We start from the raw sequence: 26,832 nt of genomic DNA, 5'->3' as shown, positions 1-26,832 counted from the left end.
CTAACAGGGAGAGATAGGCATGTTTAAAATCGTCACGCCACGCACAGAGCAAGAGCTTGCGCGTTATTATGACTTTCGCTATCGCATGTTGCGCGAGCCTTGGCATGCGCCGCGCGGCTCAGAGCGCGATGCCTACGATGGCAATGCCTGCCATCGCATGATTGTCGACAGTGATGATGACCCCGTCGCCATCGGGCGTCTTTACTTAACCCCAGACAACGATGGTCAGATCCGTTATATGGCGGTCTCTCCCGATTTTCGTAATCGTGGCCTCGGGGCGCTCATATTAATGGCACTAGAGTCATTGGCCCGGCAAGAGGGGGCCAAGCGTCTTGTGTGCAGTGCGCGAGAAGAGGCGGTAAGCTTTTATGCTCAACATGACTTCATTCGTCAGGGGGATCTCAGTGATGAGCGCGGGCCGATTCGTCATCAACAGATGGTGAAACCCTTAGACCCTTTGTCTGATGTGGTACGTCATCCTGAGTGGTGTACCGAGCTGCAGCAGCGCTGGCAAGAACAAATCCCTATCAGCGATAAAATGGGGGTGCAGATCAGCCAATTCACCGGCTATCACTTTGAAGTGTGTGCCAATTTAAATGCCAATTTGAACCCGCGTCACACCATGTTTGCGGGCAGCATTTTTAGTCTTGCCACGCTCGCGGGTTGGGGAATGGTGTGGCTGTTAATGAAAGAGCGTCAACTCAGTGCGGATATTGTCCTCGCAGACAGCCACATTCGTTATCGTCGCCCGGTGGCGGAGCGGCCAAGGGCGAGTGTATCGCTGGATAACTTGAGCGGTGAGCTTGATAGGCTGGAAAACGGTCGTCGGGCGCGTGTCACGCTCGAAGTCGAGTTTTTTAGTGGCGACGATAAGGCCGGCGTGTTTACCGGCACTTACGTGTTGCTGCCATCAGACGATGGCGCCACCGCACAGCCTGCCCCTCAGTTGGCACTACTGCGTTAACGTACACTTGGGGTGGCGGTTTGATAAATCGGCCAATCAATCGACACGGATGTGTCCCCCTGAAGACTACCCGTGATATGGCCACGGTCGGCTTTTAGAGAAAGTTGTTCAAACGGGAACGACCGCGACTGACGTTGCTGGGTCGGCGCTTTTTGAAACCACCCAGACATTCGTTCTGGCCAGCCTTTATCTGGCGTGACATCCGCGTGGCCATTCAGCAGGGTAACCGCAAGGGTGCCATTTAACCCCACGTTGAAACTTTCGGTATCAGACGCCAGCCCAGACCATTGCCCTTGAAGATCGTGAAACCCGCTTAAAGGCAGCGGCCAGTCAAACCATGATTGATAAAGGGATAAGGGGACGTGTAGGCCGTCAATTTGGAATGACCATGGTAGGCTCGGCGTGTTGTAATTCCACTGGCCGGAGGCAGCAAGCTGACCATCGGAAAAACCCAGTAATAATTGACGTAGATTGACGAGCCCATCGCTCGCTTCTAAGCGTAAGTAGGGTTCAGCCAGCCACTGCTGATTGATGCTGGCATAGCTGGCGCTCGCGGTTAGTGTTCCATGGTGTAATTGCCACTGCGTGTCATGCCGCAGACGCAGATCGCGCCCATCGATATCAATGCCATCCACCTTGACCGGGAACCCTGGCGATAACGCTAACCACTCATTGTGTTTCAGCGACAGATCGGTAATGACGATATGTGGCGGCCAATCTGGCAATGCGCCTATCAGCGGCCTAAGCCGTTCGCGGCTGAGGGTGAGGCCATTGGCGCGTAGCCTGTCTATCTGCCAAGCTTGGGGCGAAAATTGGCCGGAAAGCGCGATAAACCCTTCATGCCACTGGCTGGTGAATTGATTGACTATCCACGTATCACCGCGACGCTCCAGCTCCCCTAACGGTTGCTCCCACGTTTGCCCTTGCCAACGGATATAGTCGGCATTAAACGAGGCGCGTAGCTGAGGTTGATGCCACCAAGGCGACTGAGGGGTAAACGCTAATTGTTCCGCTGAAAAGGTCAGGGCATTGACCGACAGATGATCCGTTTCGGCACTGAGTTGACGGACGTCCGCTCGAGCGATGGTGACCTGGGTGTTTGACGGCCAATGTGACAAGGCTTCGCGGAGCCGCTGTTGTGTTTGCTCACTATCCACAATGGCATTGCTAATGGTCAATTGGCTCAAGGCGAGTGCACCAGGTTGCCATTGCCCTTGGGCGCTAAAGGCAGCACGTTGCCATTGAAATGAGACGCCATTGAGTTGCCAGCCTTTTGGCGAGGGTTGGGCATCTAGGAGGGCATCAGAGACCGTTAGGTCGTGCCAATCGATCTGTTTGGCTTCCCATTGCGCGCGACCACGGACCGATCCCCATGGTGAGTCGCCCTTTTGCCACTTATCAAGCTGGGCACTCACTTGGTGCGCTTGCCAATCTCCTCCAATGAGATTTAGGTCGTTGAACAAGATACGACCGATTTGCAGGGACGCAGGCAACATCTCTAGGCTAGGTGGTGGCGTGCGGCCCGTCAGATCGATAGACAGGCCATCAATCCGCAGCCAGTGAATGTGTGGCAATCGCGTAGCATCAAGTTGTACGCGCAGCCGGTCGGCCTGCCAGTGTTGCGGACCGACGTGATAGCTAGGCTTGGTGAGGGTCAAACTCAGTGGCTGACGCCAATGATAGACCACCTGTTTGGCGGAGAGATCGCCCGGCAGCAAAGGTGACACGACATGATGAAACAGCGCGGTGCTGTAGCGCGTGTGAAAGAGGACTGCTAACACCAATAATGCGGTGACACAGAGAATGAAAAAGCTGGCGAACAGTTTGGCCAGGATGCGCATGAACCAACCCTATCAAGGCAATCAGTAGCAATAAGACTGGCGCAAAAGTGTCGTCACTTCAACTATTAGCCAGTATCTCGGTCGGGGAAGAGGCCCCCATATCGCACGCGCGATACGGGGGTAGGGGGTTAGTCTAGCTTAGGTCCGGCTGAGACCAGCGCGGCTCCTTCGGGGGTGTCGGTATATTTTTCAAAGTTATCGATAAAGCGCTGTGCCAGATCGTTGGCTTTGCTTTCCCACTGAAGAGGATCGACATAGGTGTCACGCGGGTCAAGAATGCCGTCGCTCACTTCGTCGAGTGAGACGGGCACTTCCAAATTAAAGATTGGAATTGACTTGGTCTCCGCTTTTTCGATGGAGCCATCTAAAATCGCATCAATGATCGCACGCGTATCCTTGATGGAGATCCGCTTGCCTGAGCCGTTCCAGCCAGTGTTGACCAAATAGGCTTCCGCGCCGGCGGCTTCCATGCGTTTGACCAACACCTCTGCGTACTTGGTCGGATGCAAGGTCAAGAAGGCGGCACCGAAGGCGGCGGAAAACGCTGGTGTGGGCTCGGTAATACCACGTTCAGTGCCCGCGAGCTTAGCCGTAAAACCAGATAAAAAGTGGTACTTGGTTTGCTCTGGCGTCAGCTTAGACACCGGGGGCAGCACACCAAAGGCATCCGCCGACAAGAAAATCACCTTGTTGGCATGCCCCCCTTTTGATACCGGCTTAACGATGTTATCGATGTGGTAAATTGGGTAGGAGACACGGGTATTTTCTGTTTTGGTGTTGTCGTCAAAGTCGATGGTGCCATTGCCACGAACGGTAACGTTTTCCAGCAATGCATCACGGCGAATGGCGTTGTAAATATCGGGTTCTGCTTCTTTCGAGAGCTTGATGGTTTTCGCGTAGCATCCGCCTTCGAAGTTAAACACACCATGGTCGTCCCAGCCGTGTTCATCATCACCAATCAGTTGGCGTTTGGGATCGGTAGAGAGGGTGGTTTTGCCGGTGCCGGATAAACCAAAGAAGATGGCGACATCACCGTCTTTACCCATGTTCGCCGAGCAGTGCATCGAGGCGATATCTTGCAGTGGCAAGAAGTAATTCATCATCGCGAACATGCCTTTTTTCATCTCGCCGCCGTACCAGGTACCGCCGATGAGCTGCATGCGTTCGGTGAGGTTGAATACGGTGAAGTTTTCCGAGTTCAAACCTTGCTCGCGCCATTTGGTGTTGACACACTTGGCACCGTTCATCACCACAAAGTCGGGCTCAAAGTCTTTCAGCTCTTCATCGGTTGGGCGGATAAACATGTTTTTCACGAAGTGTGCTTGCCACGCTACCTCGGTGATCACGCGAATACGTAATCGAGTATTTGGGTTGGCGCCACAATAGCCATCAATCACAAACAGGCGCTTGCCTGATAATTGATCAGTGACGAGGGCTTTCAGATCTTTCCATACCGCTTGGTCAATCGGCTTGTTGTCGTTTTTGCCTTGATCAGACCACCAAATGGTATCGCGGGTGGTGTCATCGCGGACGATGTACTTATCTTTTGGTGAGCGGCCGGTAAAAATACCCGTATCTACCGCCACCGCGCCGAGCTCGGTCACCACGCCTTTTTCGTAGCCTTCCAGCCCAGGTTTGGTTTCTTCCTCGAACAGTTGCTCATAAGAGGGGTTACGGATGACTTCTTTGACATTTTCCAGACCATGACGGGAAAGATCGATGTCAGCGACCTCGGGTTCGACGTTCAGGACAGTCATAGGTGCTCCTTGGGGTAAGATGTTGTTAACTGTCTTTGTGCTAGCAACCTGAATATGTGATTTCAGGGACTGACTCCATATAAGACTGCACACTGGGGTTATTTTGATTGTAGGGTACGGACCACCAGGTGCCATGTCATAGACATGGTAACGCTTAGTTAATCGTTTGCGCTACCCAAAGACCTATTATTGTTTGTACAAAAATAATGCGAGAAAAAATGTGAGTTAAGTCGGGTAGGAATAAGAAAAAAGCCAGCATAATGCTGGCTTTTGAACTCCGTCAGGTGGATTTGCTTCGGAGCGCTAAAAATGTAGCACGCTGTTACTGCATTTGTGAGGAAGAATCCGCGTTTTGCTCGAAAATAGCTGCAACATCAACACTATCGAAAGCGTAGTCTGTGCCACAATAATCGCAATGCAAATGAATCGTTCCCATTTCAGCCACCATTTTATCCACTTCGCTACGCTCAATGGCGGCGATCGCGCTGGCACTGCGCTCACGTGAGCAGCTGCATTTGAATACCACCTCTTGCGCTGGATACAGCGTGACTTTTTCTTGGTGGTACAAACGATACAACACATCTTTAGCAGACAGGCTAAATAGCTCTTCGTTTTTAATGGTTTCAGTCAACTGAGCCAGATGCTCGAAGTCGCTGTTGTCGCCTTTGCCATCTGGCAGGATTTGCAGCATCATCCCAGCCGCATGGGACTTACCGTCGTGCTCACCCGTGCGCAACCAAAGGCGAGTCATCAGTTGCTCGGAACGGGCGAAGTAATCTTCAAGACAGGCTTGTAAGTTGTCAGACTCAAGACCGACAATCCCTTGATAGCGTTCACCATCGACAGGCTCAATGGTGATGATGAGTTGGCCTTTGCCCATCATCTCCGGCAGGGTTGCATCGTCTTTGACTTCGCCCTTGACGCGAGCCGTTCCCCGCAGCTGCTGGTGGTGATCCCCATTAATCACAGCGAGAGAGACAGGCCCATCGCCTTGCAGTTGCACTGTGATTGAGCCGTTAAACTTGAGCGTAGCGGTCAATAAGCTGGTCGCGGCGAGCATCTCTCCCAGCAAGGCATTGACCGGCGCCGGGAAATCTTGGTTTTCCAGTATGCGCTGATAGGTGTCATCGAGCTTGACCAGCTCACCACGAACAGACACATCTTCAAATAGGTAACGGTGTAGTTGATCGTTTGACATGCAATTTCTCTCCGGCAATGGCGCGAATGCGACCTTAATCTATGCCTTGTTTAAATTTACGAATATCTCGGCGTTGCTTTTTATCCGGCCGCCCATCAGGACGTGGGTTGTGTGCATTTAAGCGACGCATTTCTGACTCGTGCTCGCGCTTGGCGAGGCTGCTCTCGGTTTCTTGATACAAGGTTTGCGCGATCGGCGCCCCCTGCCGCTGCTCCGAAAGCGCCATGACAGTGACGGTTTTTTCATCATTGCCTTGGCGAAGGCGGATTTCTGCTCCGACTTCTACCATTTTACTCGGCTTAGCACGTTGGCCATTGTACTGTACTTTGCCCCCGTCAATCATATTGCGCGCAATGGAGCGCGTTTTGTAAAAACGGGCAGCCCATAGCCATTTATCTAACCTGACCGCCGTCAAGGGCGTTGATGCGTGGTTTTTCATCATCCAACTCCTGCGCAATCTGGATCGGCGACATTAGCACAAAATTTACTTTAGAGCAGTATCACAGCATCGCAGTTCCACCTCCCGTCAGGGCAATGACTTCGATAAAATAAAGCTCTATGACTGAAAAAGTCTCACTATCACAAAGCGTTTTTGCTAGCATGCCCAGCTTTTCGTAATCTAATGATGGAATTTGCTGGCAAAAAAAGCCATCAATGGATAAACGGTGACCCAAATTGGTTTAAAAGGAATGATCTCTCAGGCAGGACGCCAACATAATCGCTTCTCTTTTTCGCCACAAACCCTGCGTCGCGCAGCCCCTTGGCTTAATATTGGCTTGGTCTGCGTACTCGCATGGTTGGCAGGTCGTCTGGTGTGGGCTTTCTATCAACCCGCACCATCGGCTTTTACACCTGTAGTACACGAGGCGGGGACATCGCAGTCATCGACCGCAACCTTGTCGATCGCCCCTGTGATGGATGCCCAGCTTTTCGGGCGTTATCAGACGTCGAAGGCCCAACGTCGCCAAGCGGTTAGTCAGGTGCCGGAAACCCGGTTGCAATTGACATTGGTGGGCGTGGTTGCCAGTGATCAGCCGTCGCGTGCGCTAGCGGTGATTGCCAATCGCGGTCAACAGGCGACCTATGGGGTGGGTGAGCAGGTGAAAGGCACCCAAGTTAGCATCGAACAGGTGTTGCCTGATCGGGTGATTTTGCGCCAGGGGACACGTCGAGAGGCACTGCTGATGCCGGGTGTTGAGGCTAATAGTACCCCGCAAACCGTCTTTTCACCGTCAAAAGGGAAGGTGACGCCCCCAAAGTCCGCTCCCCATGAGACAGCCAGCGCTGACTGGCCGGCCAATCTTGCGCAGCAGCTTAATCAAAACCCCCAGCGTCTCCTTGATTATGTGCAGCTCGCGCAAGTGGGTGATGCCAAGGCGCTGAAAGGCTTTCGTCTCACCCCAGGAAAAAATCCGGTGTTGTTTGAACAATCTGGGTTGCAGTCCGGGGACATCGCGATTGCGATTAATGGCCTCAAACTCAGTCGTTCAGTGGCACTGCCCGACATTCTCAGTCGCATTCAACAACAGGGCACGCTTGATCTGGTCGTCGAGCGGCAAGGACAGCAACATGACATTTCGATTCAATTATAAATTACAACCACCGCTGCGCGCGGCAGTAGGAGCGTGACGTGAATTTAAGGCAACGACTGATCCCCTATTTCATCGCTGTGACTTTTCTTTTTTCTGGACTGTCGGCGAGCGCGGCTGAATTCAGTGCATCGTTTAAAGGCACTGATATTCAGGAATTTATTGAAATTGTGGGTCGTAACCTAGAAAAGACCATCATTGTTGACCCCTCCGTGAGAGGCACGGTCAACGTCCGCAGCTACAACACGTTGACCGAAGCGCAGTACTACCAATTTTTCCTCAATGTCTTGGAAGTATATGGCTTTGCCGTGGTGGAAATGGATAACGGTGTCGTCAAGGTGGTACGCGACAAAGATGCCAAAACGTCGCCCGTGCCTGTGGTGGGTGAAGCCGATAACGTGGTGGGCGATGAAGTTGTCACGCGTGTGGTCGCGGTAAAAAACGTTTCGGTGCGTGAACTGTCCCCTCTTTTACGTCAGCTTATCAACAATGCCGGCGCCGGCAATGTGGTGCACTACGATCCGGCTAATGTGATCATGATTACCGGACGTGCAGCGGTGGTGAATCGCTTAACCGATATTATTCAACGTGTTGACCAAGCCGGTGATAAAGAGGTTGAGGTCGTGCGCCTAGAGCACGCCTCTGCCGCTGAAATGGTGCGTATTGTCGATGCACTGAATGAGCGGGACAATGCCAACACGCGCCCTGAATTGCTTGAACCGCGTATTGTCGCCGATGAGCGTCTAAATGCGGTCTTGGTTTCGGGCGAGCCAAAAGTGCGTGAGCGGGTGAAAAAACTGATCCGACAGTTGGACAAAGAGATGGCGACGACCGGGAATAGCCGAGTGATTTACTTGCGTTATGCCAAAGCGGACGAGGTGGTCGATGTGCTCAAAGGAGTGTCGGATAATCTGCTGGAAGAAAAAGAGAAAAAGAGCAAGCCAGGGTCGACACAACAGACGGTGCAGATTTCCGCCCACCAAGGGACCAATGCGCTGGTGATCACCGCGCCGCCCGATATATTGAAAACCTTAGAGAGCGTGATTTCTCAGCTTGATATTCGCCGTGCGCAAGTCTTGATTGAAGCACTGATTGTGGAAATGTCCGAATCCGATGGGGCCAATTTAGGGGTGCAATGGGGGTCGCTCGAAAACGGGGGCATTCAGTTCAACAACACTGGCGTCGGTGTGACCAATTATCTGACGGGACAAAAAGCGACCGAAGATACCACGCGCACGGAAACGCGATTTGATAGCAATGGCGATAGCTACGAAGTGCCTATCACCGAATCGGGTGATTACTCGGCGCTCAATGAAGTCTTGGGGGGGCTAAATGGCCTCGCGGCTGGGGTGATCATGGGCGATTGGACGGCATTGGTGACAGCAGTGGCCTCGAACAATGAATCCAATATTCTGTCTTCGCCCAATCTGATGGTACTGGATAACCAAGAAGCCTCGTTTGTGGTGGGGGAAGAGGTACCCGTCATCACCGGCTCGCAAACTGGCTCGAATAACGATAACCCGTTCCAAACGGTCGAGCGTAAAGATGTTGGCATCAAGCTGAAGGTGACCCCTCAAATCAATGAAGGATCGGCGGTGCTATTGGATATCGAGCAGGAGGTGTCTAACGTACTTGGCGCGAGCGGTGCTGTGGATGTGCGCTTTGGCAAGCGCCAGTTAACCACTTCCGTGATGGTAGGCGACCAACAGATGATTGTGCTAAGTGGTTTGATTGATGAACGCACGGTAGAGAGTGAGTCCAAGGTCCCTGTACTGGGAGATATTCCCGTGTTAGGTCACTTGTTTAAGTCGACCTCGACCCAGACTGAAAAGAAGAACCTGATGCTGTTTATCAAGCCGACCATTATTCGTACAGGCTTAACAGCGGATGGCGTGACGCAGCGTAAGTACAACTATATTCGAGCTGAGCAGCTGTTACGGGCACAAGACGGCGTGAAGCTGATGCCGGATGCCGAAAAGCCGGTGCTGCCAGACTACAACAGCGAGGCAGTGATGCCTGCCGAGGTACGCGCGCTAAAAGCGGAGCTAGCAGGATGAGTGATCGCGCGACAGAGCTCAGCCGAGATCCGGACGCTCGTTGGCAGTTGCCTTTTGGCTTTGCCCGCCGTCATGGGGTGATATTACTCAATGACACTGAGCCTGCACGCCTACTGTGTTTGTCGTCTGTGACACCGAACACCCTTGCCGAGGTTCAACGGGTGTTAGGAAAAAGTTGTGCCCCTGAAATTGTGTCAAACAGTGACTTTGACCAACATCTCACCCGTTTGTATCAACGCGATAGCGCAGATGCTCAACAGCTAATGGCCGATATTGGCGCGGATGCAGACAGTGATGATTTTTTCTCTCTCGCGGAGGAGTTGCCTCAAAGTGAAGATCTGCTGGAATCGGAAGATGACGCCCCGATCATCAAGCTCATAAACGCGATGATGGGGGAAGCGATCAAAGAAAGTGCGTCTGATATCCACATTGAAACCTTTGAGCATGCGTTATCGATTCGTTTCCGTGTTGATGGTGTGTTACGAGAAGTCCTCTCTCCGAGTCGTAAACTGGCGCCGCTGTTAGTCTCTCGAGTGAAAGTCATGGCCAAGCTGGATATTGCCGAAAAGCGCGTGCCGCAAGATGGTCGTATTTCAGTCCGTATAGGTGGCCGTGCGGTCGATGTGCGGGTGTCGACCATGCCTTCATCACACGGTGAGCGTGTGGTGATGCGTTTACTCGATAAGAATGCCGTACAACTTGATTTAGCCCAACTTGGCATGGCACCAGCGCTTCACCAAGGTTTCCGAGCCCTTATTCACAAGCCTCATGGTATCTTACTGGTCACCGGGCCGACCGGATCGGGGAAATCCACCACCTTATACGCAGGGTTACAAACCATTAACAGTGAGGATCGGAATATCCTCACCGTTGAAGATCCGATCGAGTTCGATCTGGCCGGTATTGGCCAGACCCAAGTCAACCCGAAAGTCGATATGACCTTCGCTCGCGGTTTGCGTGCGATGTTGCGTCAAGATCCTGACGTGGTGATGGTGGGGGAAATTCGCGACTTAGAAACCGCGCAAATTGCGGTTCAAGCCTCCCTGACTGGCCATTTGGTGATGTCCACATTACATACCAACACTGCCATTGGTGCGGTGACGCGCTTGCGCGATATGGGGATTGAGCCTTTCTTGCTTTCATCATCGCTACTTGGTGTATTGGCGCAGCGCTTGGTCCGTACCCTGTGCGAACACTGCCGAGTGCCCTATCAAGCCGACGCAACGCAGCAACAATTGTTTGCAGATGTGGGGCTTGCCAATCAAGGCGAAACCATCACCTTATATAAACCAAGTGGTTGCGAGCATTGTCACCAAAAAGGCTACCGCGGCCGCACAGGGATCCATGAGTTGTTGACCGTGGATGAGAACGTACAAGCACTGATTCACCATGATGCCGGTGAGCATGCCATCGAGGAGGCGGTGCGGGCGCAAAGCCCCAGTATCCGCTATGACGGCTTGGCCAAAGTGCTGAACGGGGAAACCACCCTGGAAGAAGTGATGCGAGTGACCAAGGAGAGTTAATGGCCGCCTTTGACTACCAAGCACTGGACGCACGAGGACGCAAACGCAAGGGCGTGATTGAAGCCGATACGGCACGCCAAGCGCGGCAACAATTGCGGGACAAGGGCTTTACTCCCCTCGATGTCCAGGCCACTACCCGTAAGCGTGCGACACAAAAAAGTACGGCTTCTCAGCCGCTTTTTCGTCAGCGCGGGCGCGGTATTAGCACCCAGGAGCTGTCACTGATCACCCGTCAGTTGGCGACCTTGATTGAGGCGGCGATGCCTCTGGAGGAGTGCTTAAAAGCGGTGGCAGAGCAGGCAGAGAAGCCGCGAATTGGCAGCATGATGACCAGTGTGCGCGCGCGAGTGATGGAAGGGTATACACTCGCCGATGCGTTGGCGGATTACCCCAATGTCTTTGACGAACTCTACCGGGCGATGATTTCAGCCGGTGAAAAAGCGGGCCACTTGGGCACCGTCCTCGAACGTCTTGCGGACTATGTGGAAAACCGTCAACGCATTCAAGCCACTTTGTTGCAAGCCATGCTGTATCCAGCGATTTTGACATTTTTCTCGGTACTGATTGTCGCCTTCCTGTTGGCCACCGTGGTACCTGATATCGTCGGTCAATTTGTCCAAACGGGGCAATCACTGCCCGCATCAACCCAATTTCTCTTAAACGCCAGTGACTTTATCACTCAGTGGGGCGTGTGGGTGCTCGGTGGGCTGGCTCTTGTCAGTATGGGGATTCGTCTGTTACTGAAAGACACCCAGCGTCGTCTTGCCTGGGATAAGCAAAAGCTCGCGTTACCGATACTGGGTCGAGTGGCGCGCGGATTGAACACATCACGCTTTGCTCGGACATTGGCGATTTGTACCGCCAGTGCAATCCCATTGTTGGATGGGATCAAGGTCGCTGCACAAGTGATCACTAACCAATATGTGCGCAAGCGGGTATTAGAAGCGGCCGATAAAGTGCGCGAGGGGGCTAGCTTACGTGTTGCGCTCGACCAGTCAGGGCTGTTCCCTCCCATGATGCTACATATGATTGCTAGCGGTGAGCGCAGTGGCGAGCTGGAGCCGATGCTCTCACGCGCAGCCGATAACCAAGACAAAGATTTTGAGGCGCAAGTCAATGTTGCCCTGGGAGTATTTGGCCCGTTAATGATTGTAATGATGGCCGGGTTAGTGCTTTTTATCGTGGTGGCCACCTTGATGCCAATTATTGCCATGAATGACATGGTCGGTTTGTGATTTTATGAATTTTAACAAGGAGAAAGAAATGCGTCGTCAACAAGGTTTCACGTTGCTCGAAGTCATGGTGGTGGTGGTGATTATTGGCCTGCTAGCCAGCTTTGTTGCCCCAAACTTGCTGGGCAACAAAGACAAAGCCGCGGTGAAAAAAGCGGTGGCGGATGTCAGTGCGCTTGAAAATGCGCTGGATATGTACAAATTGGATAACAATCAGTACCCCACCACCGATCAAGGCTTAGACGCGCTAGTGACCCAGCCACAAAGTGATCCGGTCCCCCGTAACTACCCCGCGCAAGGTTACATCAAACGTCTGCCGCAAGACCCGTGGAACAATGACTATCGCTATGTCAGCCCAGGCGAGCACGGTGTTGTCGATATCTTTTCTTTAGGCGCTGATGGCCAAGAAGGTGGGGAAGGGGTTAACCAAGACATTGGTAACTGGAACCTCAACGAGCTGCAATAACATGCGTCAAGCGGCCGGCTTTACCTTATTAGAGATCCTGCTGGTGGTCGTCATCGTCGCGGTGAGCACCTCAGGCGTGATAATGGTGATGCCTGAGTCGGCGGACACCCGCACACAAGAAGCCGGGCAAGCACTGTATCAGCGGATGAAGCTGTGGGCAGAGCAAAGTTGGTTGGAAGGACGCACCTATGGCGTGCGTATCGAACAACAGCGCTATCAACTTTTAGTGTTGGGACAAGAGCAATGGCAACCTGTTAGCAGTGACCGCTGGGCGACCCAAGGCCACCTGCCAGAGCAAAGCCGCTTTGTCTTAACCATGGATGGCTTTGGTTGGCAGCAACAAGATAGGTTGTTCGAGGATAAGCCGCTGTTTGAGGATTTATTTGACGAAGACGATGAGCAGGCGGTGGCGCCACCGCAAATCTGGCTACTGCCCAATGGTGAGCTGACACCGTTTACCCTGATGATTGAAACAGATGGCCGTGCGCTCTGGCAGCTCAAAGCGAATGAACTGGCGCAGTTTACCTGGCAGCGAGCAGGAGAGGGTGATGATGTTAGTACGCGCTAACTCGCAGCAGGGAATGACCTTGCTTGAGGTCTTAGTCGCGGTGGCGATCTTTGCCGTGGCGGCGCTGAGTGTGATGAAAGCCACTGGACAGCACACCCGCTCACTGAGTCGCTTAGAACAAAAAACCTTAGCCGCGATGGTAGCGGATAATCAACTCGCTGAGGTGGTGCTCAGCGCTAAGGTGCCAGATAAAGCCACGCAAGGCACCACCGAGATGGCGGGGCAACAATGGCAATGGCAGTTGGTGCCAGTTGCCACAGAAACGGGCCAGTTGCGTGCGGTTGATATGTCAGTGGCTGCCGCTGCAGAGGCCGATAACCCCTTAGTGACGGTGAGAACCTATGTCGCCACGCGTTGAACGAGGATTTACCTTACTGGAAGTACTGTTAGCGTTGGTGGTATTCGCCAGCATTAGTCTGACCGCATACCAAGTACTGCAAACCGTGCAGCGCAGTGACGAGCAGTCTCAGCAGGTGGGGGAGACCTTACAGGAACTGCAGCGCGCGTTGGTGATCATGGACAGTGACTTTCGTCAAATGGCGGCAAGACGTCAGCGGGTCGAAGGACAAGCGCCAACAGAACAGTTGCTCATCGCGGGTTCAGAGGTATTACAAAGTGATGGGATGGGCGTGCGCTTTACCCGCACGGGCTGGATTAACCCACAAATGCGCTTTCCACGCGGAGAAGTGGTAGCGGTCGGGTACCGTCAGAGAGATGGCAAGCTGGAACGCTTGCGCTGGCGTTACCCAGACCAAGCCGTGAGTGATGAACCCGCGGTGGCGACGCTGCTCAGTGATATTGATGATTTGACCTTTCGCTTCTACGTCAAACAGGATTGGCAAGACAGTTTTGATACCAAACATGCATTGCCGAAAGCCGTTCAAGTGCGCTTTACCCATCCTCGCTATGGGCAGTTAGTGCGCACTTATCTCGTGGCGGGGCAAACCTTGCCGGCACCACTGCAGCGGGAGGCACAATGAATCGTCAGCAGGGCGCCGCCCTTTTGGTGGTGATGATGATCATGGCGCTGATGACCGCGATTGCCGGAAGCATGGCGGCGCGGTTATACACCAACTACCACCGCGCCGAAAACCAGCTGCATTTTCAGCAAGCGTATTGGTTTGGTAATGCGGTTGAAGGCTTGGCGGCATCGGTATTGCGCGAGAGCTTAGCAGGCAGTGAAACGGTGAACTTAAGTCAAACTTGGGCAGAGCCCGCTCGAACCTTTCCGCTGGATGGCGGAAAAGTAAGTGGACACTTACAAGATGCGAGTGCCTGTTTTAACCTCAATAGTTTACAGCTACGTGGCGGCAAAGTGGGTGGGACGACCCCTTATGAGGTCACCGTGTTGCGGGCGCTAGTGGGGCAGTATGTGGAAGAGGATTATCAAGCGGATGTGATTGCTCAGGCAAGCCGTGATTTTATTGATGAAAACAATCAGCTGGATCAGTCTCTCGGGGCGGAAGATGCGCATTATGAAAGCGTGCAGCCTGCGTATGTGACGGCGGATGCTTTGCTGGCCGATGTGAGTGAGTGGCGTGCGGTGCGCGGGGTTAATGGTGATGTGTTTCGGCGCGCCTCGCCTCAGCTTTGCGCGTTGCCTAGCGCTGAGCTTAAGGTCAATGTGAATACCTTAACCGAGAAGCAAGCGCCTTTGCTTTCAGCCCTATTTACCTCCGCGTTACCGGCGGAACAAGCCCAGCAGGTGATTGCCCAGCGCCCGGAGGAAGGGTGGAAAAGTGTCGCCGCGTTTATCGACACCTTGAACCTCACCGAGTTTGATGACGCCGAGCGAGAGCGAGTCGTGTCCCATCTCAGCGTGACCAGCGAGTTCTTTTTATTACAAGCCGATGTGCAGGTGGCCTCTGCCCAACGTCACATCCAGGCACTATTGCACTATCAAGACGATGGCGAGGTTTCTGTTTTGCGCCGTCGGTTCGGAGGAATGCGTGAGCGAGCGACTGATAATAAGGATCAGTGATGCCAGCCAGCCCATTTATTGGGCGCAGGTTCGTGCCAGTGATAACCAAGTGGTTGAGAGCGGCAGTTGTCAGCAACTGTCAGCGTTAACCGAGCAAGCACAAACGCGGCGAGTAGTGGTGCTGGTGGACAGCACGTGGCTGACATTAACCTCGGTAACATTGCCCCCAGGGTCAAGGCGCCAACGCGACAAGGTGGTGCCTTACTTGCTCGAGGAAGCCTTGGCGGAAGAGGTGGAAGCAGTACATGTGAGTATTGTTGACACCCAGGCAGACACCGCATATGTCGCCGTGGTAGCGCACCAGCAAATGCAAGCTTGGCAACACGCGCTGGATGAGGCAGGCATTGATGCTCGCCAGTGGATCCCCGATGTGCTTTGTGTACCTTGGTCGTCTGATTCGCTCTCACTCTTGGCATTGGGTGAACAGTGGCTGTGCCGTTTTAGTGCAAATCAAGGCGTGGTAGGCTCGGCGGACTGGCTCGCCTTTTGGGGGCAGACTTGGTGGCAACACCGCCAAGACAGTGAGGAAACCCTGTCACCTGAGCAGCCCGACTCTCTCACTATCAAAGGCTATGGCGACGACAAGCCACAGGCTGATAATCCCTTAAGCGCGTTACCGCTCACTGTCGAGTGGCAGTCAGATCACGCAATGCATCTATTAGCGGTGCAGAGTCATGGCGTGACGGCAAACCTACTGACCGGCGGATATCGTCCTCAAAGTCAAACCAAGCAGACACTTAGACCCTTTTTGCCCGCAGCCTGTCTGTTGATCGCCATGGCTGGATTGCTTGGCGTCGAGCAGTGGCTGTCGATTCGTGACACCCAGCAACAAGCCCGTGCATTACGGGGACAAAGTGAAGCCCTTTTTCGCCAAACCTTGCCCGAGTACGAGCGGATCCCGACTCGCTCATACATGGTGCGGCAAATGGATGCAGAGATAGCTCGGCTAGAAAACCAACAACATGATGCGGCGCTTTTACCCTGGCTGGTCGAACTGGCTCCTTTACTGGAAGATGTACCTGGTATCGAGCTCGAGGCGCTGCGCTACCAAGCCAATCGAGAAGCCTTGATACTGCGAGCAACCGGCAATGATTTCGCGCAGTTTGAGCGCTTACGTGCCACCTTGAGTAAGCATTATGCGACAGACTTGGGGCAGCTTAATCGCAGTGGTGAGACGGTCAGCGGTGAATTTACCCTAAGGAGCCAATCATGATCGCACGTATTCAGTCTCAGTGGCAGTCGATCAGCTTGCGCGAGCAACGGCTCGTGTTGATTGCGGTGGGAGTGCTGTTGTTAAGTTTGCTGTATTGGGGCATCGTGGTGCCGATACAGGCACAGGCGGAGCAAGCGCGCGCCGCATTGGTCAGTGAGCGAAAGGTTTACAATGAGCTACAACAAAAGCGCAATCACATCATGCAATTGCGCTCACAGTCTGGACGCAGTCGCCAAGCAGTGGCCAGTCGAAGCCAACCGCTCAACCAAGTGATCGCGGCCAGTGCGGGTGAGTTTAATCTTACCATTACACGGTTGCAGCCTGGGGAGGACAGCGTGCAATTGGGGCTCGAACCTCTACCGTTTAACCAATTACTACGGTGGATCGAGCAACTCTCTCAGCTGCATGGCATTCAAGTCGCTCGCCTGAGCACTGAAGCGACCGATACGGCCGGTGTGGTGCAAGTAACCCGACTGCAGCTGGAGCGGTAAACGATGTGGAAGAAAACGCTGATAGGGGTGGGGTGTGTATTGGTTTTCGTTGTGAGTGCGATAGTGCACGCCCCAGCAACACTACTGCGCTTAGCGCCTTTGCCGGCCGAGCTACAGCTGAGTGGGATCAACGGCACCGTGTGGCAGGGGCAAGTCAGGCAACTGCGTTGGCAAGATCAGGCTGTCGGCCCAATACAATGGGATCTCCATTGGCACCGGCTATTGACCAGCGCCACGCTGGAAGCCGCGATAAAGGTCCAAAGCCCTCAAGGTGTCAGTGGTAAAAGCGTGGTGGGCTTTAATGGCACCGAGCTAACGCTTTCTCAAACCTTGCTCTCTGCTCCCGCGCATCTGCTGACCCGTTCGGTGGCGTTACCGCCGAGCGTGGCGATTGATGGCCGGCTTGATGTGATTGTACGCGAGGCGGTGTTGGCCGAGTCAGGGTGTCAGCAGTTAGCGGGGCAGATTCAGTGGCAGCAGGCCGGACTCACCCTGCCCTCAGGGCGGCTCAATGATATTCCATTGCGTGCTTCTCTCGCCTGTGATGGCCAAGGTGTCGCTGCGCAGGGTCAAGGCGATTCCCCCTCGTTGAGTAATAAGTTTTCATTGTCAATTACACCGTCTGGGCGATACTCTGTGTCAGGATGGCTGAAGCCGGGGCCGGCCTATCCTGAGCCGATGAAAGCACCTCTCTCTTGGTTGGGTGCACCGGATAATCAAGGACGCTATCGCTTTTCTTTTCGCGGCTAACAAGGCCTGATAGGCTTATCAAAAAGGGTGGCAAATCACGATATGACGCAGCGTAAACTTCCTTACATTCAGTCTAAGCAGGTGGTCGCCACTTCTCGCTTGTTTAAAGTGGAGTCGCTGGAGCTGATTTTTAGTAATGGCGTCGAGCGTACCTATGAGCGGATGAAACCGTCGGGGCGTAATGCCGTGATGATGGTGCCGGTGACCGAATCGGGCGACCTCTTACTGGTACGCGAATATGCCGCAGGCACAGAACAGTATGAGCTAGGTTTTCCCAAAGGGCTGATTGACCCGGGTGAAGCGCCCGAGCAAGCGGCGGTGCGGGAGCTGAAAGAGGAAATTGGGCAAGGTGCCCGTGAGCTAGTGCCACTGAAAGAGGTTGTTCTGGCACCGTCGTACTTTTCTAGCCGCATGACGCTGATGTTGGCACGTGATTTGTATCCAGAAAGCTTGGAAGGGGATGAGCCTGAACCGCTTGAAATCATTCGTTGGCCACTTGCCCAAGCGGAAGAGTTACTCACCCACGGTGATTTTTGTGAAGCGCGCAGTATCACCGCATTAATGATGGCGCTGAAGTACTTACAATCTGAGAGGTGAGGCATGGCATTGCCTGAGTTGTTACCCGAGGTGATTGATATTGCTCGCTCTGCGGGTCAGGTTATTTTAGATATTTACCAAGACGGTGATTTTGAAGCGATCACTAAAAGTGACCAAACCCCAGTAACCAGTGCTGATTTGGCGGCACATAAGCTGATCACGGAAAAGCTTACCGCGTTGACGCCAGACATCCCCGTGTTATCAGAAGAAGACTGTGGTGTGCCATTAAGCGACCGTCAGCAATGGCAGCGCTATTGGTTGATTGATCCCCTCGACGGTACCCAAGAGTTTATTGCAGGTAGTGGTGACTTTGCCACTATTATCGCGCTGGTGGAGGACAACCATCCCGTCATGGGCGTGGTCTATGCCCCCGTCTCCGGGGTGACCTACTATGCTTGCCAAGACAAAGGGGCCTGGAAAATCACCCCAGATGGCGAAATGCATCGCATCTCGACAATGAAGCGAGAAGAGACGATTACCTCACTCTCTATCGCCATCAGTCGCCGTCAAGATATTCATGCGGTCACCGAAAAGCTGGCACCTGAAATTAATTATGATTTGGTGCCATTAGGCTCCGCGGCACTCAAAGCCTGCTTGGTCGCAGAAGGCGCGGTCGACTGTTATTTACGCCTAGGGCCGACGGGGGAGTGGGACACTGCCGCTACCCAATGCATTGTTGAGCAAGCGGGTGGACGTATTCTGAGCACAGAGCTCGGGGCTTTGTCGTACAACGAACGGGACTCATTACAGAACCCTAACTTTATTGTGTTGGGGGATGAGTCGCTCGCGTGGTCGTCGATACTGCAGGCATCGTAATGATTGACGGCACCGCCAGGTGCCGTTTTCTTTTATGGCCGGTTCAGAACAAACGATTTAAGCCATTGAGGGCTGCCACCCGGTAAGCTTCGGCCATGGTCGGGTAGTTGAAGGTGGTATTCACAAAATAATCGATGGTATTCCCTTCGCCTTTTTGCTCAAAAATCGCTTGGCCGATATGAATGATTTCCGAGGCGCGCTCGCCAAAGCAGTGAATGCCTAATATTTCGCGGGTATCGCGGTGGAAAAGGATTTTTAAACTGCCGACATCCATCCCCGCGATTTGCGCGCGTGCTAAGTGCTTGAATAGCGATCGGCCAACTTCATACGGGACTTTTTCTGCGGTGAGCTCTTGCTCGGTTTTACCCACTGAGCTGATTTCTGGAATGGTATAGATCCCCGTGGGGATGTGTTCAATCAAGCGCACGTTGGCATTGCCTTGGCAAATGGCTTCGGCCACCACGCGCCCTTGATCATAAGCGGCACTGGCAAGGCTAGGATAACCAATCACATCACCGACGGCATAGATATGCCCCACTTCTGTTGCGTAGCTTTCGCTATCAACGTCGAGCTGCCCACGCGAGTTAGGTGTAAGGCCGACCGAGGACAAATTGAGTTTATCGGTATTGCCTGCGCGGCCATTGGCATACAGCAAGCAATCTGCTTTCATTTTTTTGCCTGACTCCAGATGCACAATCACGCCATCGTCGGTGCCCTCAATGCGCTCATAGGTCTCATCATTGCGGATCATGACACCACTGCTGCCAAAGTGATAAGACAAAGCATCAGAGATTTCGTTGTCCAAAAACGACAGCAAGCGATCACGGGTGTTGATTAAATCCACTTTGACCCCGAGCCCACGGAAAATAGACGCATATTCACTGCCAATCACGCCTGCGCCATAGATAATCACGTGGCGCGGGTCATGGGCTAACGACAAAATGGAGTCACTGTCGTAGATGCGTGGGTGGGAAAAATCCACATCAGCGGGTTGATAAGGGCGAGAGCCGGTAGCAACCACAAAGTGATCGGCTGTATAGGTATCAGCGCTGCCATCACTATGATGCACGGTTAAGGTATGCGCATCGACAAATTCGGCGCTACCATGGAGCAGGGTACATTGGTTTCGGTCATAGAACCCTTGGCGCATACGGGTTTGTTTGCCTATGACCGATTCAGCATGGCTGAGAATGTGTGAGAAGGTACTGTGGATACTCTTGCTGTTTTGGGTGTAGATAGGGCTTTGATTGAATTCAATGATCCGGCTGACAGTGTGGCGTAGTGCTTTAGACGGGATGGTGCCCCAATGGGTACAGCCACCGCCAACGGTGCTTTCTCGCTCAATCACTGCCACCCGCTTACCCGCTTTGGATAAGCCCATGGCGGCACCTTCACCACCGGGGCCACTACCTATCACGATCGCATCAAAATGATCTTGCGGGCGAGGGCTCGACTTGCTCATAGGGTTCAGACCTTATTTTCATTATTGCAACATCTATTTATGACCAGTTTAACGCTTATTATCCGTAAGGTTAACTTTCGCGAGCAAATCTGTGTTCAAATCCGCGTCGCCGCGATGGGGAACACTGCCTGGATTGGCTGATTTAAACGCTAAAATTGCGTATAGTGGCAGCATGGTGACCATGGATAGAGTGCGATGGGTATTCGAGCACAACAAAAAGAAAAAACGCGCCGTTCTGTCATTGATGCGGCGTTCAGCCAGCTCAGTGCTGAGCGCAGTTTTTCCAGCCTCAGCTTGCGCGAAGTGGCGCGAGAGGCGGGAATCGCGCCCACCTCTTTTTACCGCCACTTTAAAGACATGGATGAGCTGGGGTTAACCATGGTTGATGAGGGCGGGCTATTGCTCCGTCAATTGATGCGTCAAGCGCGTCAGCGGATAGCCGCGGAAGGCAGTGTGGTGCGTACTTCGGTAGAAACCTTTATGGAGTTTATCGAGAGCAGCCCAAATGTGTTTCGGTTGCTTTTGCGCGAGCGTTCAGGCACCTCTTCGGCGTTTCGTGCCGCTGTGGCAAGGGAAATACAACATTTTGTTGCTGAGTTGACCGAGTATTTACAATCTCGTACGCAGCTCACCTATGAAGAAGCGTACAATCAGTCAGAAGCGTGTGTGATTTTGGTCTTCAATATGGGTGCGGAAGCGCTTGATCTTGACCCTCACGCCCGCGCAGAATTGGCAGAGCGAATGGTGTTACAATTGCGCATGATAGCCAAGGGAGCTTACTGGTATCGAAAAGACCGTGAGCGGCGAGCCTTACAGGAAAAACTGTCATAAAACAGGTGAAGACATGGAACACGAGCAAGTGAAATCAGAACGTAAATTTTTGCTGCTGGCACTGGTTACCGGCATTTGTGGAAGTGCAACACTCGCGACACTGTTCGTCAGTGGTGTGGCATTTTCTATTTTTCCCATTCTTGCGTTTGTACTGGCCGTGCACGCTTGCTACCAACTTCACGAACGCCAGCCACTGACGGAAGGCACGCCGCTGATTGCGTTTGCCTGCTTCTTGGTGGGGGCATTTGGCTATTCAGCGTTTATTCGTATGCAAATGCCAGAGCTGGGCGGCAACTTCTTCTCGATTTTGGTTGCGATGGCACTGGCGTTCTGGGTCGGCCACAAACTGGGCTTTTTCAGCCGCAAAGCGAAAAACGATACCGCCTCTGACGTCTAATTGCCTCTAAAACAGCTGTGATTGAAACCCAAAAAAGGCGTCGAGAAGACGCCTTTTTACGTTTATCCGAGCTTGCTTGCCGTGACTATTTGCGCTCTAACCACACCCCGGCTTCGGTATGGTGGGTGAACGGGAATTGATCAAACAGCGCACAGCGACTCATGCGGTGTGTTTGGCTGAGGCGCTCTAAGTTCTCGGCCAAGGTCTCAGGGTTACAGGAGATATATAAAATCCGATCGTAACCTTGCACCATTTTGCAGGTTTCATCATCCATGCCCGCACGAGGGGGATCGACAAAAATGGTATTGCACTGATAGTCACTCAGCGTGACCCCTTGATCTTTTAAGCGGCGGAACTCGCGCTCGCCATTGATCGCCTGAGTGAATTCTTCGGCAGACATGCGAATAATCTGCACATTGTCGATGTTGTTGGCGGCAATATTGTACTGCGCTGATTGCACTGAGGGTTTCGCCAGCTCGGTGGCGAGGACGCGGCGAAAGTTTTTCGCCAAGGCGAGGGAAAAGTTGCCGTTCCCGCAATACAGCTCCAGCAAATCACCTTGGCTATCGCGAGTGCAATCGATGGCCCACTCCAGCATTTTCTCCGCCACCGGCCCGTTGGGTTGGGTAAAGCTGTTTTCAATTTGCTGGTAGATCAGCGTCTGACCATCGGCATTGAGCTTTTCTAAAACGTAGTCGCGGTCTAGCACTTTCTTTTGCTTGCGCGCACGGCCAATCAAATTGAGATTAAAGCCCTCATCGTTCAAACGTTGTTTAAGCGCTTGCGCGGCGCTGTCCCACTCTTCGTCTAGCTGGCGATGATAGAGCAACGATACCAAGATCTCACCGCTTAAGGTGGAGAGGAAATCAACCTGGAACAGTTTACGTCGTAAGGCGTCGTTGGGCTTGATGGCCTCCATTAATAGCGGCATGAGGTCATTGATCAAGCGGCTCGCGGCAGGAAAGGTATCGACCCGGTACTTCTGCTTGGTCGCAGGATCAAACATGATGTAATACAAGTCGTCGCCTTCATGCCATACCCGAAACTCTGCGCGCATCCGATAGTGGGTTTCCGGTGAGCGAAAGATCTCTAGCTCAGGTGCGTGAAACGGCGCGAGTTGTGCATTGAGTCGTTGGACTTTCTCAGCAAGCTGTGTGTCGTAGTCAACGGCGGTGTGAGCCTTGGTCATGATGGCTGCCTCAGCGATTGGAAAATGAGCGCAGATTTTAGACAAATCCCCAGCCATGTCCACCCTTGCTCACGATTCTCCCTTATTCAATAAGGTTATCAATGGACAATATCCATCTAGACGGCTAATATCCAGGCGTGGGAAAGTGATCCTGTCTTGCTATATGTGACGGATCACAGGAATGCGGTGAGAGCCCGCAACTGACGCGCAGCGGTATTAGAGAACGATCCTAACCGGCCTTAGGCCAGACACTGTCGGCAATACTGATTAATGGTATGCGATGGGAAGTCGTTAGCAGTAGGCGGCGAAAGCCATGCTCTTAAGTCCGAATACAGCCCACACTCGCAGCACAGTGCTGCCTATTCTCGCGATTAGGAAGGAAGATCCAATGAACAAACAGATTGTGGCGAGCCTGGTGGCGACGTCACTATTCCCTGCGGCCGCGTGGGCCGAGCAAAACACTGAAACGGTGGTGGTGACCGCCAGTCGGTTTGCGCAGTCCGATGCCTCGGTATTGCAATCAGCAACCATTTTGACGCGTCAAGACATTGCGCGCTTGCAGGCGCGAAGCCTTGTCGATGTATTGCGCACGGTGCCGAGCATCGAGATTGCTCAAAGCGGAGGTAGAGGACAAATTGCCTCTATTTTTATGCGCGGCACGGAATCAGACCACTCTTTAGTCTTGATTGATGGCATGCGTATGGCGTCATCCATTAAAGGCTCGGTAGATTTTAATCAGATCCCAGTGAACAGTATTGAACGCATTGAGATCATTCGCGGCGCACGTGCCACACTCTATGGGTCGAGCGCGATTGGTGGGGTGATCAATATCATTACCAAAACCAATAAAGAGCGAGCCAATGTTTCTGCGACCGTAGGCAGTTTGGATCATCATGCTGTTAGTGGCGCATGGGCAACAACGTTGGGCGATAACGGTCACTTTTCAGGCATCGCTGGGTATGAGTCGAATGATGGATACAATGTTCATCCGACAGCGAGCAACCGGGGTGATCAGCATGGTTTTACCGGCCGCAACGCGCAGCTTGGCTACAGTCATCGCTGGAATACATTTTGGTCGGCCGATGTGACGGGGCGCTGGTACCAGAATGAGTACGATTACGATAATTTTGGCAGCTTAAAACATGGCTGGCTAGAAAGCCAAGCACTGGCCAGCACGCTGAACTACCGCTCTGACGCTTGGAGAGCAACACTCAGCGCAGAAATCTCCCAACAAGAAAACTTCGACTATCGTCCTGGCAGTGACCGTAAAAACAATAAAACCTCAGATGTTGAGCAAGTCTCTACCTCGTTGGGACTCCAGTATCAAGCCACGGAGGATTGGCTGCTTGGTGGCGGTGTGGATTATCGACAAGACACCTTTAATGAAGGCAGCTTGATTACCAACCCCGATGATATTGCAATCAATCCGCGCGATAACCTGGGCACTTACCTTTTAACGCAATTTAGCCCAGTAGAAGCACTGTCTATTGAGGCAAGCGCACGTTCGGATGATAACGAACAATACGGACAGCATGCGACGTGGCAGACGAGTGCGGGTCTTGCGATAGCGGAAGGGTATCAATTGGTCGCTAGCTACGGCACTGCTTTTAAGGCACCAAGTCTGACTGAGCTTTACGGATGGGGCGGTAATGCAACGCTCAAGCCGGAGGAGTCGTCAAATACGGAGCTTTCGCTGCGTGGAGCAACGGCTGACGTTGATTGGTCACTCACAGGCTATATTAACAATATCGATAATATGATCGATTGGGATGCAGAGGCCAAGAAAAATCGCAATATTGGTGAGGTAACGATTAAGGGTGTTGAGCTCATTGCGAACTTTGATGTGGCATCACTCCATAACCAGCTTTCGTTGGCGTATAAAGATCCCAAAAAGGATAACACCGGTGAGCAGCTCGCACGCCGCGCCAAACGGGTGGCGAAATGGGATGCGTCGTACCAATGGGAGCGACTGCAGCTCGGTACTCAGTGGCAGTATCAAGGTGACCGTCTGGATTATTCCGGTGGAGAGATGTTGGGAAGCTATAGCCTGTGGGCGGTCACTGCATCCTATCAAGCGACCGATAACCTGACCGTGAAAGGCAAAGTCGATAATGTGTTTGATAAAGAGTACGAGACAGCGGGTGGTTATCCTGCCGCTGAGCGCGCCTATTTTATGACGTTGGACTATCAGTACTAGTGATTGCTTGTCGGCGAAACTAGCTTTCTTCACGCCCTTGTCGTTATGATAAGGGCGTTATTGATTGCATGAGTGTCCCATGGCGCAGCCCAATATTTTGATTTTTGACTCTGGTGTGGGTGGCTTATCGATTTACCAGTCGGTACGAGAGCAGCTTCCTGACGCTAACTACACCTATTTGTTCGATAACGAAGCTTTTCCATACGGTGAGTTAGATGACACGCGCTTGGTCACACGGGTGGCGGCTCAAGTGCGCGCTGTGTGTGCGCATCATGATATTGATATCGTCGTCATTGCATGCAATACAGCATCGACGCTGGTATTACCCACGCTCCGTCAGCAGTTGGCGCTTCCGGTCGTGGGAGTTGTACCCGCGATCAAGCCTGCGGCCGCAATGAGTCAGCAAAAGGCGATTGGTTTATTAGCAACACCCGCCACGGTGGCTCGTCCGTATACCGAACAATTGGTGGCTGACTTTGCCAAAGATTGCCAGGTAGTCTCAGTCGGTACCACGGCACTCGTGCATATGGCAGAGCGCAAACTACGGGGTGAGGCGGTGAACCAGCAAGATCTAGCGGCGATATTGCGTCCGTTTAAAGCGAGCGTCGATACCCTCGTGCTTGGCTGTACTCACTTCCCTTTACTGCGTGATGAAATTCAATCAGTGGTGGGGGATGAAGTCCACTTAATTGATTCGGGAGAGGCGATTGCGCGTCGCGTGCTCTCGCTGGTGAGTCTAGATAGCGACGCAAGGGCTACCGCAGCGACGTCGAAGCATTGCGCTTATGCGACGGCAACCCCTATTAAAGCCGATGCCTTGGCGGACTTTATCCGATCGATAGGTTTTACGGATGTCAGCTATTCGCCTGCTTTTTTGGCTCATTCGCTTCACGGACTTTAAGTGTCCGCTCGCCATAAACATTATTATTGAGCGCATTGATAGCATCGTCGGCATGCCCGGCGGCCATCACCACAAAACCAAACCCTCGGCGTTTCCCCGTCCGTTTGTCTTTCATTAGACGAACGGCAAACACTTCTCCATGTTCGCTAAACAGCGTGCGTACATCATTTTCATTCGCACGATAAGGCAAGTTTCCAACGTATAGCGTTTTACTTTGCGGAGACTCTTCTTCTTTTTCGCTCGACGAGGTAGATGTAGATGGTGCTTGCTCTGGCTGAATAAAGTTGGGCAAAGGAAGATATAGGCAAGCCAGGCCACTAAGTATCGCACCCACAGCAAACGTGAGTGCGGGTGAGCTGACGTCCATCAGGCTGACAATAATTGCGCCAAGGACGGCGATGCAGATGACTAAAGCAAAATTAACTGGTGATTTCATAAGCGTAATTAAATAGAACGATTAAAGTGATGACATGACAACATTTCGGCAATGCATGTCGTGAAAAAGACCAAGAAAACAAGCCAGCGTTACCTTGCGGTAAAGGTCTCGTATCAATAATGTTTCAAATCGCTGGTTATTCATCATTTTAGGTGGATTATTGCTCAGTCGAAATAAAAAACGTAAAAATCCCTTGTCAGTGTGATCCGCGTCGCTATACTACGCCCCACATCGACACGGCAAGCGATTTACTGCCATGTCGAGGCAAAAAATCAAGTAAAAATAAACGCTTGACGTGAGTTTTTAAAAGATTAAGATGGCCGGCCTACTTAACGCCAAGCGTTAGGGGAGTCAAAAAGAGGTTTTATTTCACCCG

General features: G+C 52.7%; 26 protein-coding genes and 1 riboswitch. Of the genes, 19 read left to right on the top strand and 7 right to left on the bottom strand.

All coding sequences use genetic code 11. From position 1 onward, the window contains the following. Nucleotides 1–19: 19 nt before the first annotated feature. Complete coding sequence (locus tag BZG25_RS11890; protein ID WP_046074441.1) at nucleotides 20–964, top strand: bifunctional GNAT family N-acetyltransferase/hotdog fold thioesterase; 945 nt, start codon at nucleotides 20–22, stop codon at nucleotides 962–964. Here BZG25_RS11890 and BZG25_RS11885 read toward each other — a convergent pair. The 4 genes from BZG25_RS11885 to hslR all read right to left on the bottom strand — a co-directional run bounded on the left by BZG25_RS11885 (nucleotide 961) and on the right by hslR (nucleotide 6,199). Beyond that, the gene (locus tag BZG25_RS11885) at nucleotides 961–2,805 is read right to left on the bottom strand and encodes an AsmA family protein (RefSeq protein WP_077639128.1); all 1,845 of its coding nucleotides are present in this window, start codon (nucleotides 2,803–2,805) and stop codon (nucleotides 961–963) included. The two genes, BZG25_RS11890 and BZG25_RS11885, sit on opposite strands and share 4 nt — an antisense overlap. 128 nt (nucleotides 2,806–2,933) lie before the next feature. Beyond that, nucleotides 2,934–4,562: a phosphoenolpyruvate carboxykinase (ATP) gene (gene pckA, locus BZG25_RS11880; protein ID WP_046074439.1), complete on the bottom strand. Its 1,629-nt coding sequence runs from the start codon at nucleotides 4,560–4,562 to the stop codon at nucleotides 2,934–2,936. 322 nt (nucleotides 4,563–4,884) lie between these two features. Next, on the bottom strand, nucleotides 4,885–5,760 hold the full coding sequence (gene hslO, locus BZG25_RS11875) for an Hsp33 family molecular chaperone HslO (RefSeq protein WP_077639127.1): 876 nt from the start codon (nucleotides 5,758–5,760) through the stop codon (nucleotides 4,885–4,887). Nucleotides 5,761–5,794: 34 nt separating this feature from the next. Next, on the bottom strand, nucleotides 5,795–6,199 hold the full coding sequence (gene hslR, locus BZG25_RS11870; protein WP_101494489.1) for a ribosome-associated heat shock protein Hsp15: 405 nt from the start codon (nucleotides 6,197–6,199) through the stop codon (nucleotides 5,795–5,797). A 226-nt stretch (nucleotides 6,200–6,425) separates the two neighbouring features. On the opposite strand from hslR, the gene gspC reads away from it, so the two are divergent. The 14 genes from gspC to cysQ are packed head-to-tail and all read left to right on the top strand — an operon-like array spanning nucleotide 6,426 to nucleotide 19,043. Next, entirely contained in the window at nucleotides 6,426–7,352 is a 927-nt protein-coding gene (gene gspC, locus BZG25_RS11865) for a type II secretion system protein GspC (protein ID WP_077639126.1), read from the top strand. Nucleotides 7,353–7,408: 56 nt separating this feature from the next. Then, entirely contained in the window at nucleotides 7,409–9,406 is a 1,998-nt protein-coding gene (gspD, locus tag BZG25_RS11860; protein WP_198535225.1) for a type II secretion system secretin GspD, read from the top strand. Beyond that, the gene (gene gspE, locus BZG25_RS11855; protein ID WP_077607210.1) at nucleotides 9,403–10,929 is read left to right on the top strand and encodes a type II secretion system ATPase GspE; all 1,527 of its coding nucleotides are present in this window, start codon (nucleotides 9,403–9,405) and stop codon (nucleotides 10,927–10,929) included. The genes gspD and gspE overlap by 4 nt, the downstream gene beginning before the upstream one ends. After that, the gene (gene gspF, locus BZG25_RS11850) at nucleotides 10,929–12,164 is read left to right on the top strand and encodes a type II secretion system inner membrane protein GspF (protein ID WP_077639124.1); all 1,236 of its coding nucleotides are present in this window, start codon (nucleotides 10,929–10,931) and stop codon (nucleotides 12,162–12,164) included. Before gspE ends, gspF begins: the two co-directional genes overlap by 1 nt. Before the next feature lie 4 nt (nucleotides 12,165–12,168). Continuing rightward, entirely contained in the window at nucleotides 12,169–12,627 is a 459-nt protein-coding gene (gspG, locus tag BZG25_RS11845; protein WP_046074434.1) for a type II secretion system major pseudopilin GspG, read from the top strand. 1 nt (nucleotide 12,628) lies between these two features. Then, nucleotides 12,629–13,195: a type II secretion system minor pseudopilin GspH gene (gene gspH, locus BZG25_RS11840; protein WP_077639123.1), complete on the top strand. Its 567-nt coding sequence runs from the start codon at nucleotides 12,629–12,631 to the stop codon at nucleotides 13,193–13,195. Next, complete coding sequence (gene gspI / locus BZG25_RS11835) at nucleotides 13,176–13,553, top strand: type II secretion system minor pseudopilin GspI (RefSeq protein ID WP_241828715.1); 378 nt, start codon at nucleotides 13,176–13,178, stop codon at nucleotides 13,551–13,553. Before gspH ends, gspI begins: the two co-directional genes overlap by 20 nt. Next, nucleotides 13,537–14,175: a type II secretion system minor pseudopilin GspJ gene (gene gspJ, locus BZG25_RS11830; RefSeq protein ID WP_077639122.1), complete on the top strand. Its 639-nt coding sequence runs from the start codon at nucleotides 13,537–13,539 to the stop codon at nucleotides 14,173–14,175. Before gspI ends, gspJ begins: the two co-directional genes overlap by 17 nt. Beyond that, nucleotides 14,172–15,176 carry a type II secretion system minor pseudopilin GspK gene (gene gspK, locus BZG25_RS11825; protein WP_077639121.1) on the top strand — a complete coding sequence of 335 codons (1,005 nt, stop codon included), beginning with the start codon at nucleotides 14,172–14,174 and terminating at the stop codon, nucleotides 15,174–15,176. The genes gspJ and gspK overlap by 4 nt, the downstream gene beginning before the upstream one ends. Further along, nucleotides 15,145–16,389 (top strand): type II secretion system protein GspL, encoded by a 1,245-nt coding sequence (gene gspL / locus BZG25_RS11820; protein WP_158010262.1) that lies wholly within the window; start codon nucleotides 15,145–15,147, stop codon nucleotides 16,387–16,389. Before gspK ends, gspL begins: the two co-directional genes overlap by 32 nt. Continuing rightward, nucleotides 16,386–16,880 carry a type II secretion system protein GspM gene (gspM, locus tag BZG25_RS11815; RefSeq protein WP_077579506.1) on the top strand — a complete coding sequence of 165 codons (495 nt, stop codon included), beginning with the start codon at nucleotides 16,386–16,388 and terminating at the stop codon, nucleotides 16,878–16,880. The genes gspL and gspM overlap by 4 nt, the downstream gene beginning before the upstream one ends. Nucleotides 16,881–16,883: 3 nt before the next feature. After that, on the top strand, nucleotides 16,884–17,630 hold the full coding sequence (locus BZG25_RS11810; protein WP_052708041.1) for a type II secretion system protein N: 747 nt from the start codon (nucleotides 16,884–16,886) through the stop codon (nucleotides 17,628–17,630). Nucleotides 17,631–17,672: 42 nt separating this feature from the next. After that, nucleotides 17,673–18,227: an ADP compounds hydrolase NudE gene (gene nudE, locus BZG25_RS11805; protein ID WP_046074428.1), complete on the top strand. Its 555-nt coding sequence runs from the start codon at nucleotides 17,673–17,675 to the stop codon at nucleotides 18,225–18,227. A 3-nt stretch (nucleotides 18,228–18,230) separates the two neighbouring features. Then, entirely contained in the window at nucleotides 18,231–19,043 is an 813-nt protein-coding gene (cysQ, locus tag BZG25_RS11800; RefSeq protein WP_046074427.1) for a 3'(2'),5'-bisphosphate nucleotidase CysQ, read from the top strand. Between the two features lie 43 nt (nucleotides 19,044–19,086). Here the strand turns inward: cysQ and sthA are convergent, their stop codons facing one another. Continuing rightward, entirely contained in the window at nucleotides 19,087–20,505 is a 1,419-nt protein-coding gene (sthA, locus tag BZG25_RS11795; RefSeq protein ID WP_077579507.1) for a Si-specific NAD(P)(+) transhydrogenase, read from the bottom strand. Between the two features lie 195 nt (nucleotides 20,506–20,700). Here sthA and fabR point away from each other — a divergent pair, with 195 nt between their 5' ends. Then, nucleotides 20,701–21,336 carry an HTH-type transcriptional repressor FabR gene (gene fabR, locus BZG25_RS11790; RefSeq protein WP_046074425.1) on the top strand — a complete coding sequence of 212 codons (636 nt, stop codon included), beginning with the start codon at nucleotides 20,701–20,703 and terminating at the stop codon, nucleotides 21,334–21,336. 13 nt (nucleotides 21,337–21,349) lie between these two features. Next, nucleotides 21,350–21,733: a YijD family membrane protein gene (locus BZG25_RS11785; RefSeq protein WP_046074424.1), complete on the top strand. Its 384-nt coding sequence runs from the start codon at nucleotides 21,350–21,352 to the stop codon at nucleotides 21,731–21,733. Between the two features lie 85 nt (nucleotides 21,734–21,818). Here the strand turns inward: BZG25_RS11785 and trmA are convergent, their stop codons facing one another. After that, nucleotides 21,819–22,922 (bottom strand): tRNA (uridine(54)-C5)-methyltransferase TrmA, encoded by a 1,104-nt coding sequence (gene trmA / locus BZG25_RS11780; protein ID WP_077639138.1) that lies wholly within the window; start codon nucleotides 22,920–22,922, stop codon nucleotides 21,819–21,821. 178 nt (nucleotides 22,923–23,100) lie between these two features. Further along, nucleotides 23,101–23,255, top strand: a riboswitch (cobalamin riboswitch). A gap of 55 nt (nucleotides 23,256–23,310) precedes the next feature. Here trmA and BZG25_RS11775 point away from each other — a divergent pair. Beyond that, on the top strand, nucleotides 23,311–25,119 hold the full coding sequence (locus BZG25_RS11775; RefSeq protein ID WP_077639119.1) for a TonB-dependent receptor domain-containing protein: 1,809 nt from the start codon (nucleotides 23,311–23,313) through the stop codon (nucleotides 25,117–25,119). A gap of 79 nt (nucleotides 25,120–25,198) precedes the next feature. After that, nucleotides 25,199–26,020 (top strand): glutamate racemase, encoded by an 822-nt coding sequence (gene murI, locus BZG25_RS11770; RefSeq protein WP_077639118.1) that lies wholly within the window; start codon nucleotides 25,199–25,201, stop codon nucleotides 26,018–26,020. Here the strand turns inward: murI and BZG25_RS11765 are convergent. Further along, nucleotides 25,974–26,456: an RNA-binding protein gene (locus tag BZG25_RS11765; RefSeq protein ID WP_046074421.1), complete on the bottom strand. Its 483-nt coding sequence runs from the start codon at nucleotides 26,454–26,456 to the stop codon at nucleotides 25,974–25,976. The two genes, murI and BZG25_RS11765, sit on opposite strands and share 47 nt — an antisense overlap. Nucleotides 26,457–26,832: the final 376 nt, after the last annotated feature.

Origin of the sequence: Salinivibrio sp. ML198, from assembly GCF_001996015.1 — a bacterium.
Taxonomy (GTDB): domain Bacteria; phylum Pseudomonadota; class Gammaproteobacteria; order Enterobacterales; family Vibrionaceae; genus Salinivibrio; species Salinivibrio siamensis.
The sequence above is the reverse complement of the archived record's forward strand: the minus strand, read 5'-3'. Positions and strand labels throughout refer to the sequence as shown.

Excerpts from the sequence above, each read along its gene's own strand:
- trmA (WP_077639138.1), bottom strand. The coding sequence starts at position 22,922 with ATGACCAAGGCTCACACCGCCGTTGACTACGACACACAGCTTGCTGAG.
- fabR (WP_046074425.1), top strand. The coding sequence starts at position 20,701 with ATGGGTATTCGAGCACAACAAAAAGAAAAAACGCGCCGTTCTGTCATT.
- gspE (WP_077607210.1), top strand. The coding sequence starts at position 9,403 with ATGAGTGATCGCGCGACAGAGCTCAGCCGAGATCCGGACGCTCGTTGG.
- sthA (WP_077579507.1), bottom strand. The coding sequence starts at position 20,505 with ATGAGCAAGTCGAGCCCTCGCCCGCAAGATCATTTTGATGCGATCGTG.
- hslO (WP_077639127.1), bottom strand. The coding sequence starts at position 5,760 with ATGTCAAACGATCAACTACACCGTTACCTATTTGAAGATGTGTCTGTT.
- pckA (WP_046074439.1), bottom strand. The coding sequence starts at position 4,562 with ATGACTGTCCTGAACGTCGAACCCGAGGTCGCTGACATCGATCTTTCC.
- BZG25_RS11890 (WP_046074441.1), top strand. The coding sequence starts at position 20 with ATGTTTAAAATCGTCACGCCACGCACAGAGCAAGAGCTTGCGCGTTAT.
- gspK (WP_077639121.1), top strand. The coding sequence starts at position 14,172 with ATGAATCGTCAGCAGGGCGCCGCCCTTTTGGTGGTGATGATGATCATG.
- murI (WP_077639118.1), top strand. The coding sequence starts at position 25,199 with ATGGCGCAGCCCAATATTTTGATTTTTGACTCTGGTGTGGGTGGCTTA.
- BZG25_RS11775 (WP_077639119.1), top strand. The coding sequence starts at position 23,311 with ATGAACAAACAGATTGTGGCGAGCCTGGTGGCGACGTCACTATTCCCT.
- hslR (WP_101494489.1), bottom strand. The coding sequence starts at position 6,199 with ATGAAAAACCACGCATCAACGCCCTTGACGGCGGTCAGGTTAGATAAA.
- gspF (WP_077639124.1), top strand. The coding sequence starts at position 10,929 with ATGGCCGCCTTTGACTACCAAGCACTGGACGCACGAGGACGCAAACGC.
- gspJ (WP_077639122.1), top strand. The coding sequence starts at position 13,537 with ATGTCGCCACGCGTTGAACGAGGATTTACCTTACTGGAAGTACTGTTA.
- nudE (WP_046074428.1), top strand. The coding sequence starts at position 17,673 with ATGACGCAGCGTAAACTTCCTTACATTCAGTCTAAGCAGGTGGTCGCC.
- BZG25_RS11885 (WP_077639128.1), bottom strand. The coding sequence starts at position 2,805 with ATGCGCATCCTGGCCAAACTGTTCGCCAGCTTTTTCATTCTCTGTGTC.
- BZG25_RS11785 (WP_046074424.1), top strand. The coding sequence starts at position 21,350 with ATGGAACACGAGCAAGTGAAATCAGAACGTAAATTTTTGCTGCTGGCA.
- cysQ (WP_046074427.1), top strand. The coding sequence starts at position 18,231 with ATGGCATTGCCTGAGTTGTTACCCGAGGTGATTGATATTGCTCGCTCT.
- gspH (WP_077639123.1), top strand. The coding sequence starts at position 12,629 with ATGCGTCAAGCGGCCGGCTTTACCTTATTAGAGATCCTGCTGGTGGTC.
- BZG25_RS11810 (WP_052708041.1), top strand. The coding sequence starts at position 16,884 with ATGTGGAAGAAAACGCTGATAGGGGTGGGGTGTGTATTGGTTTTCGTT.
- gspI (WP_241828715.1), top strand. The coding sequence starts at position 13,176 with ATGATGTTAGTACGCGCTAACTCGCAGCAGGGAATGACCTTGCTTGAG.
- gspM (WP_077579506.1), top strand. The coding sequence starts at position 16,386 with ATGATCGCACGTATTCAGTCTCAGTGGCAGTCGATCAGCTTGCGCGAG.
- gspG (WP_046074434.1), top strand. The coding sequence starts at position 12,169 with ATGAATTTTAACAAGGAGAAAGAAATGCGTCGTCAACAAGGTTTCACG.
- BZG25_RS11765 (WP_046074421.1), bottom strand. The coding sequence starts at position 26,456 with ATGAAATCACCAGTTAATTTTGCTTTAGTCATCTGCATCGCCGTCCTT.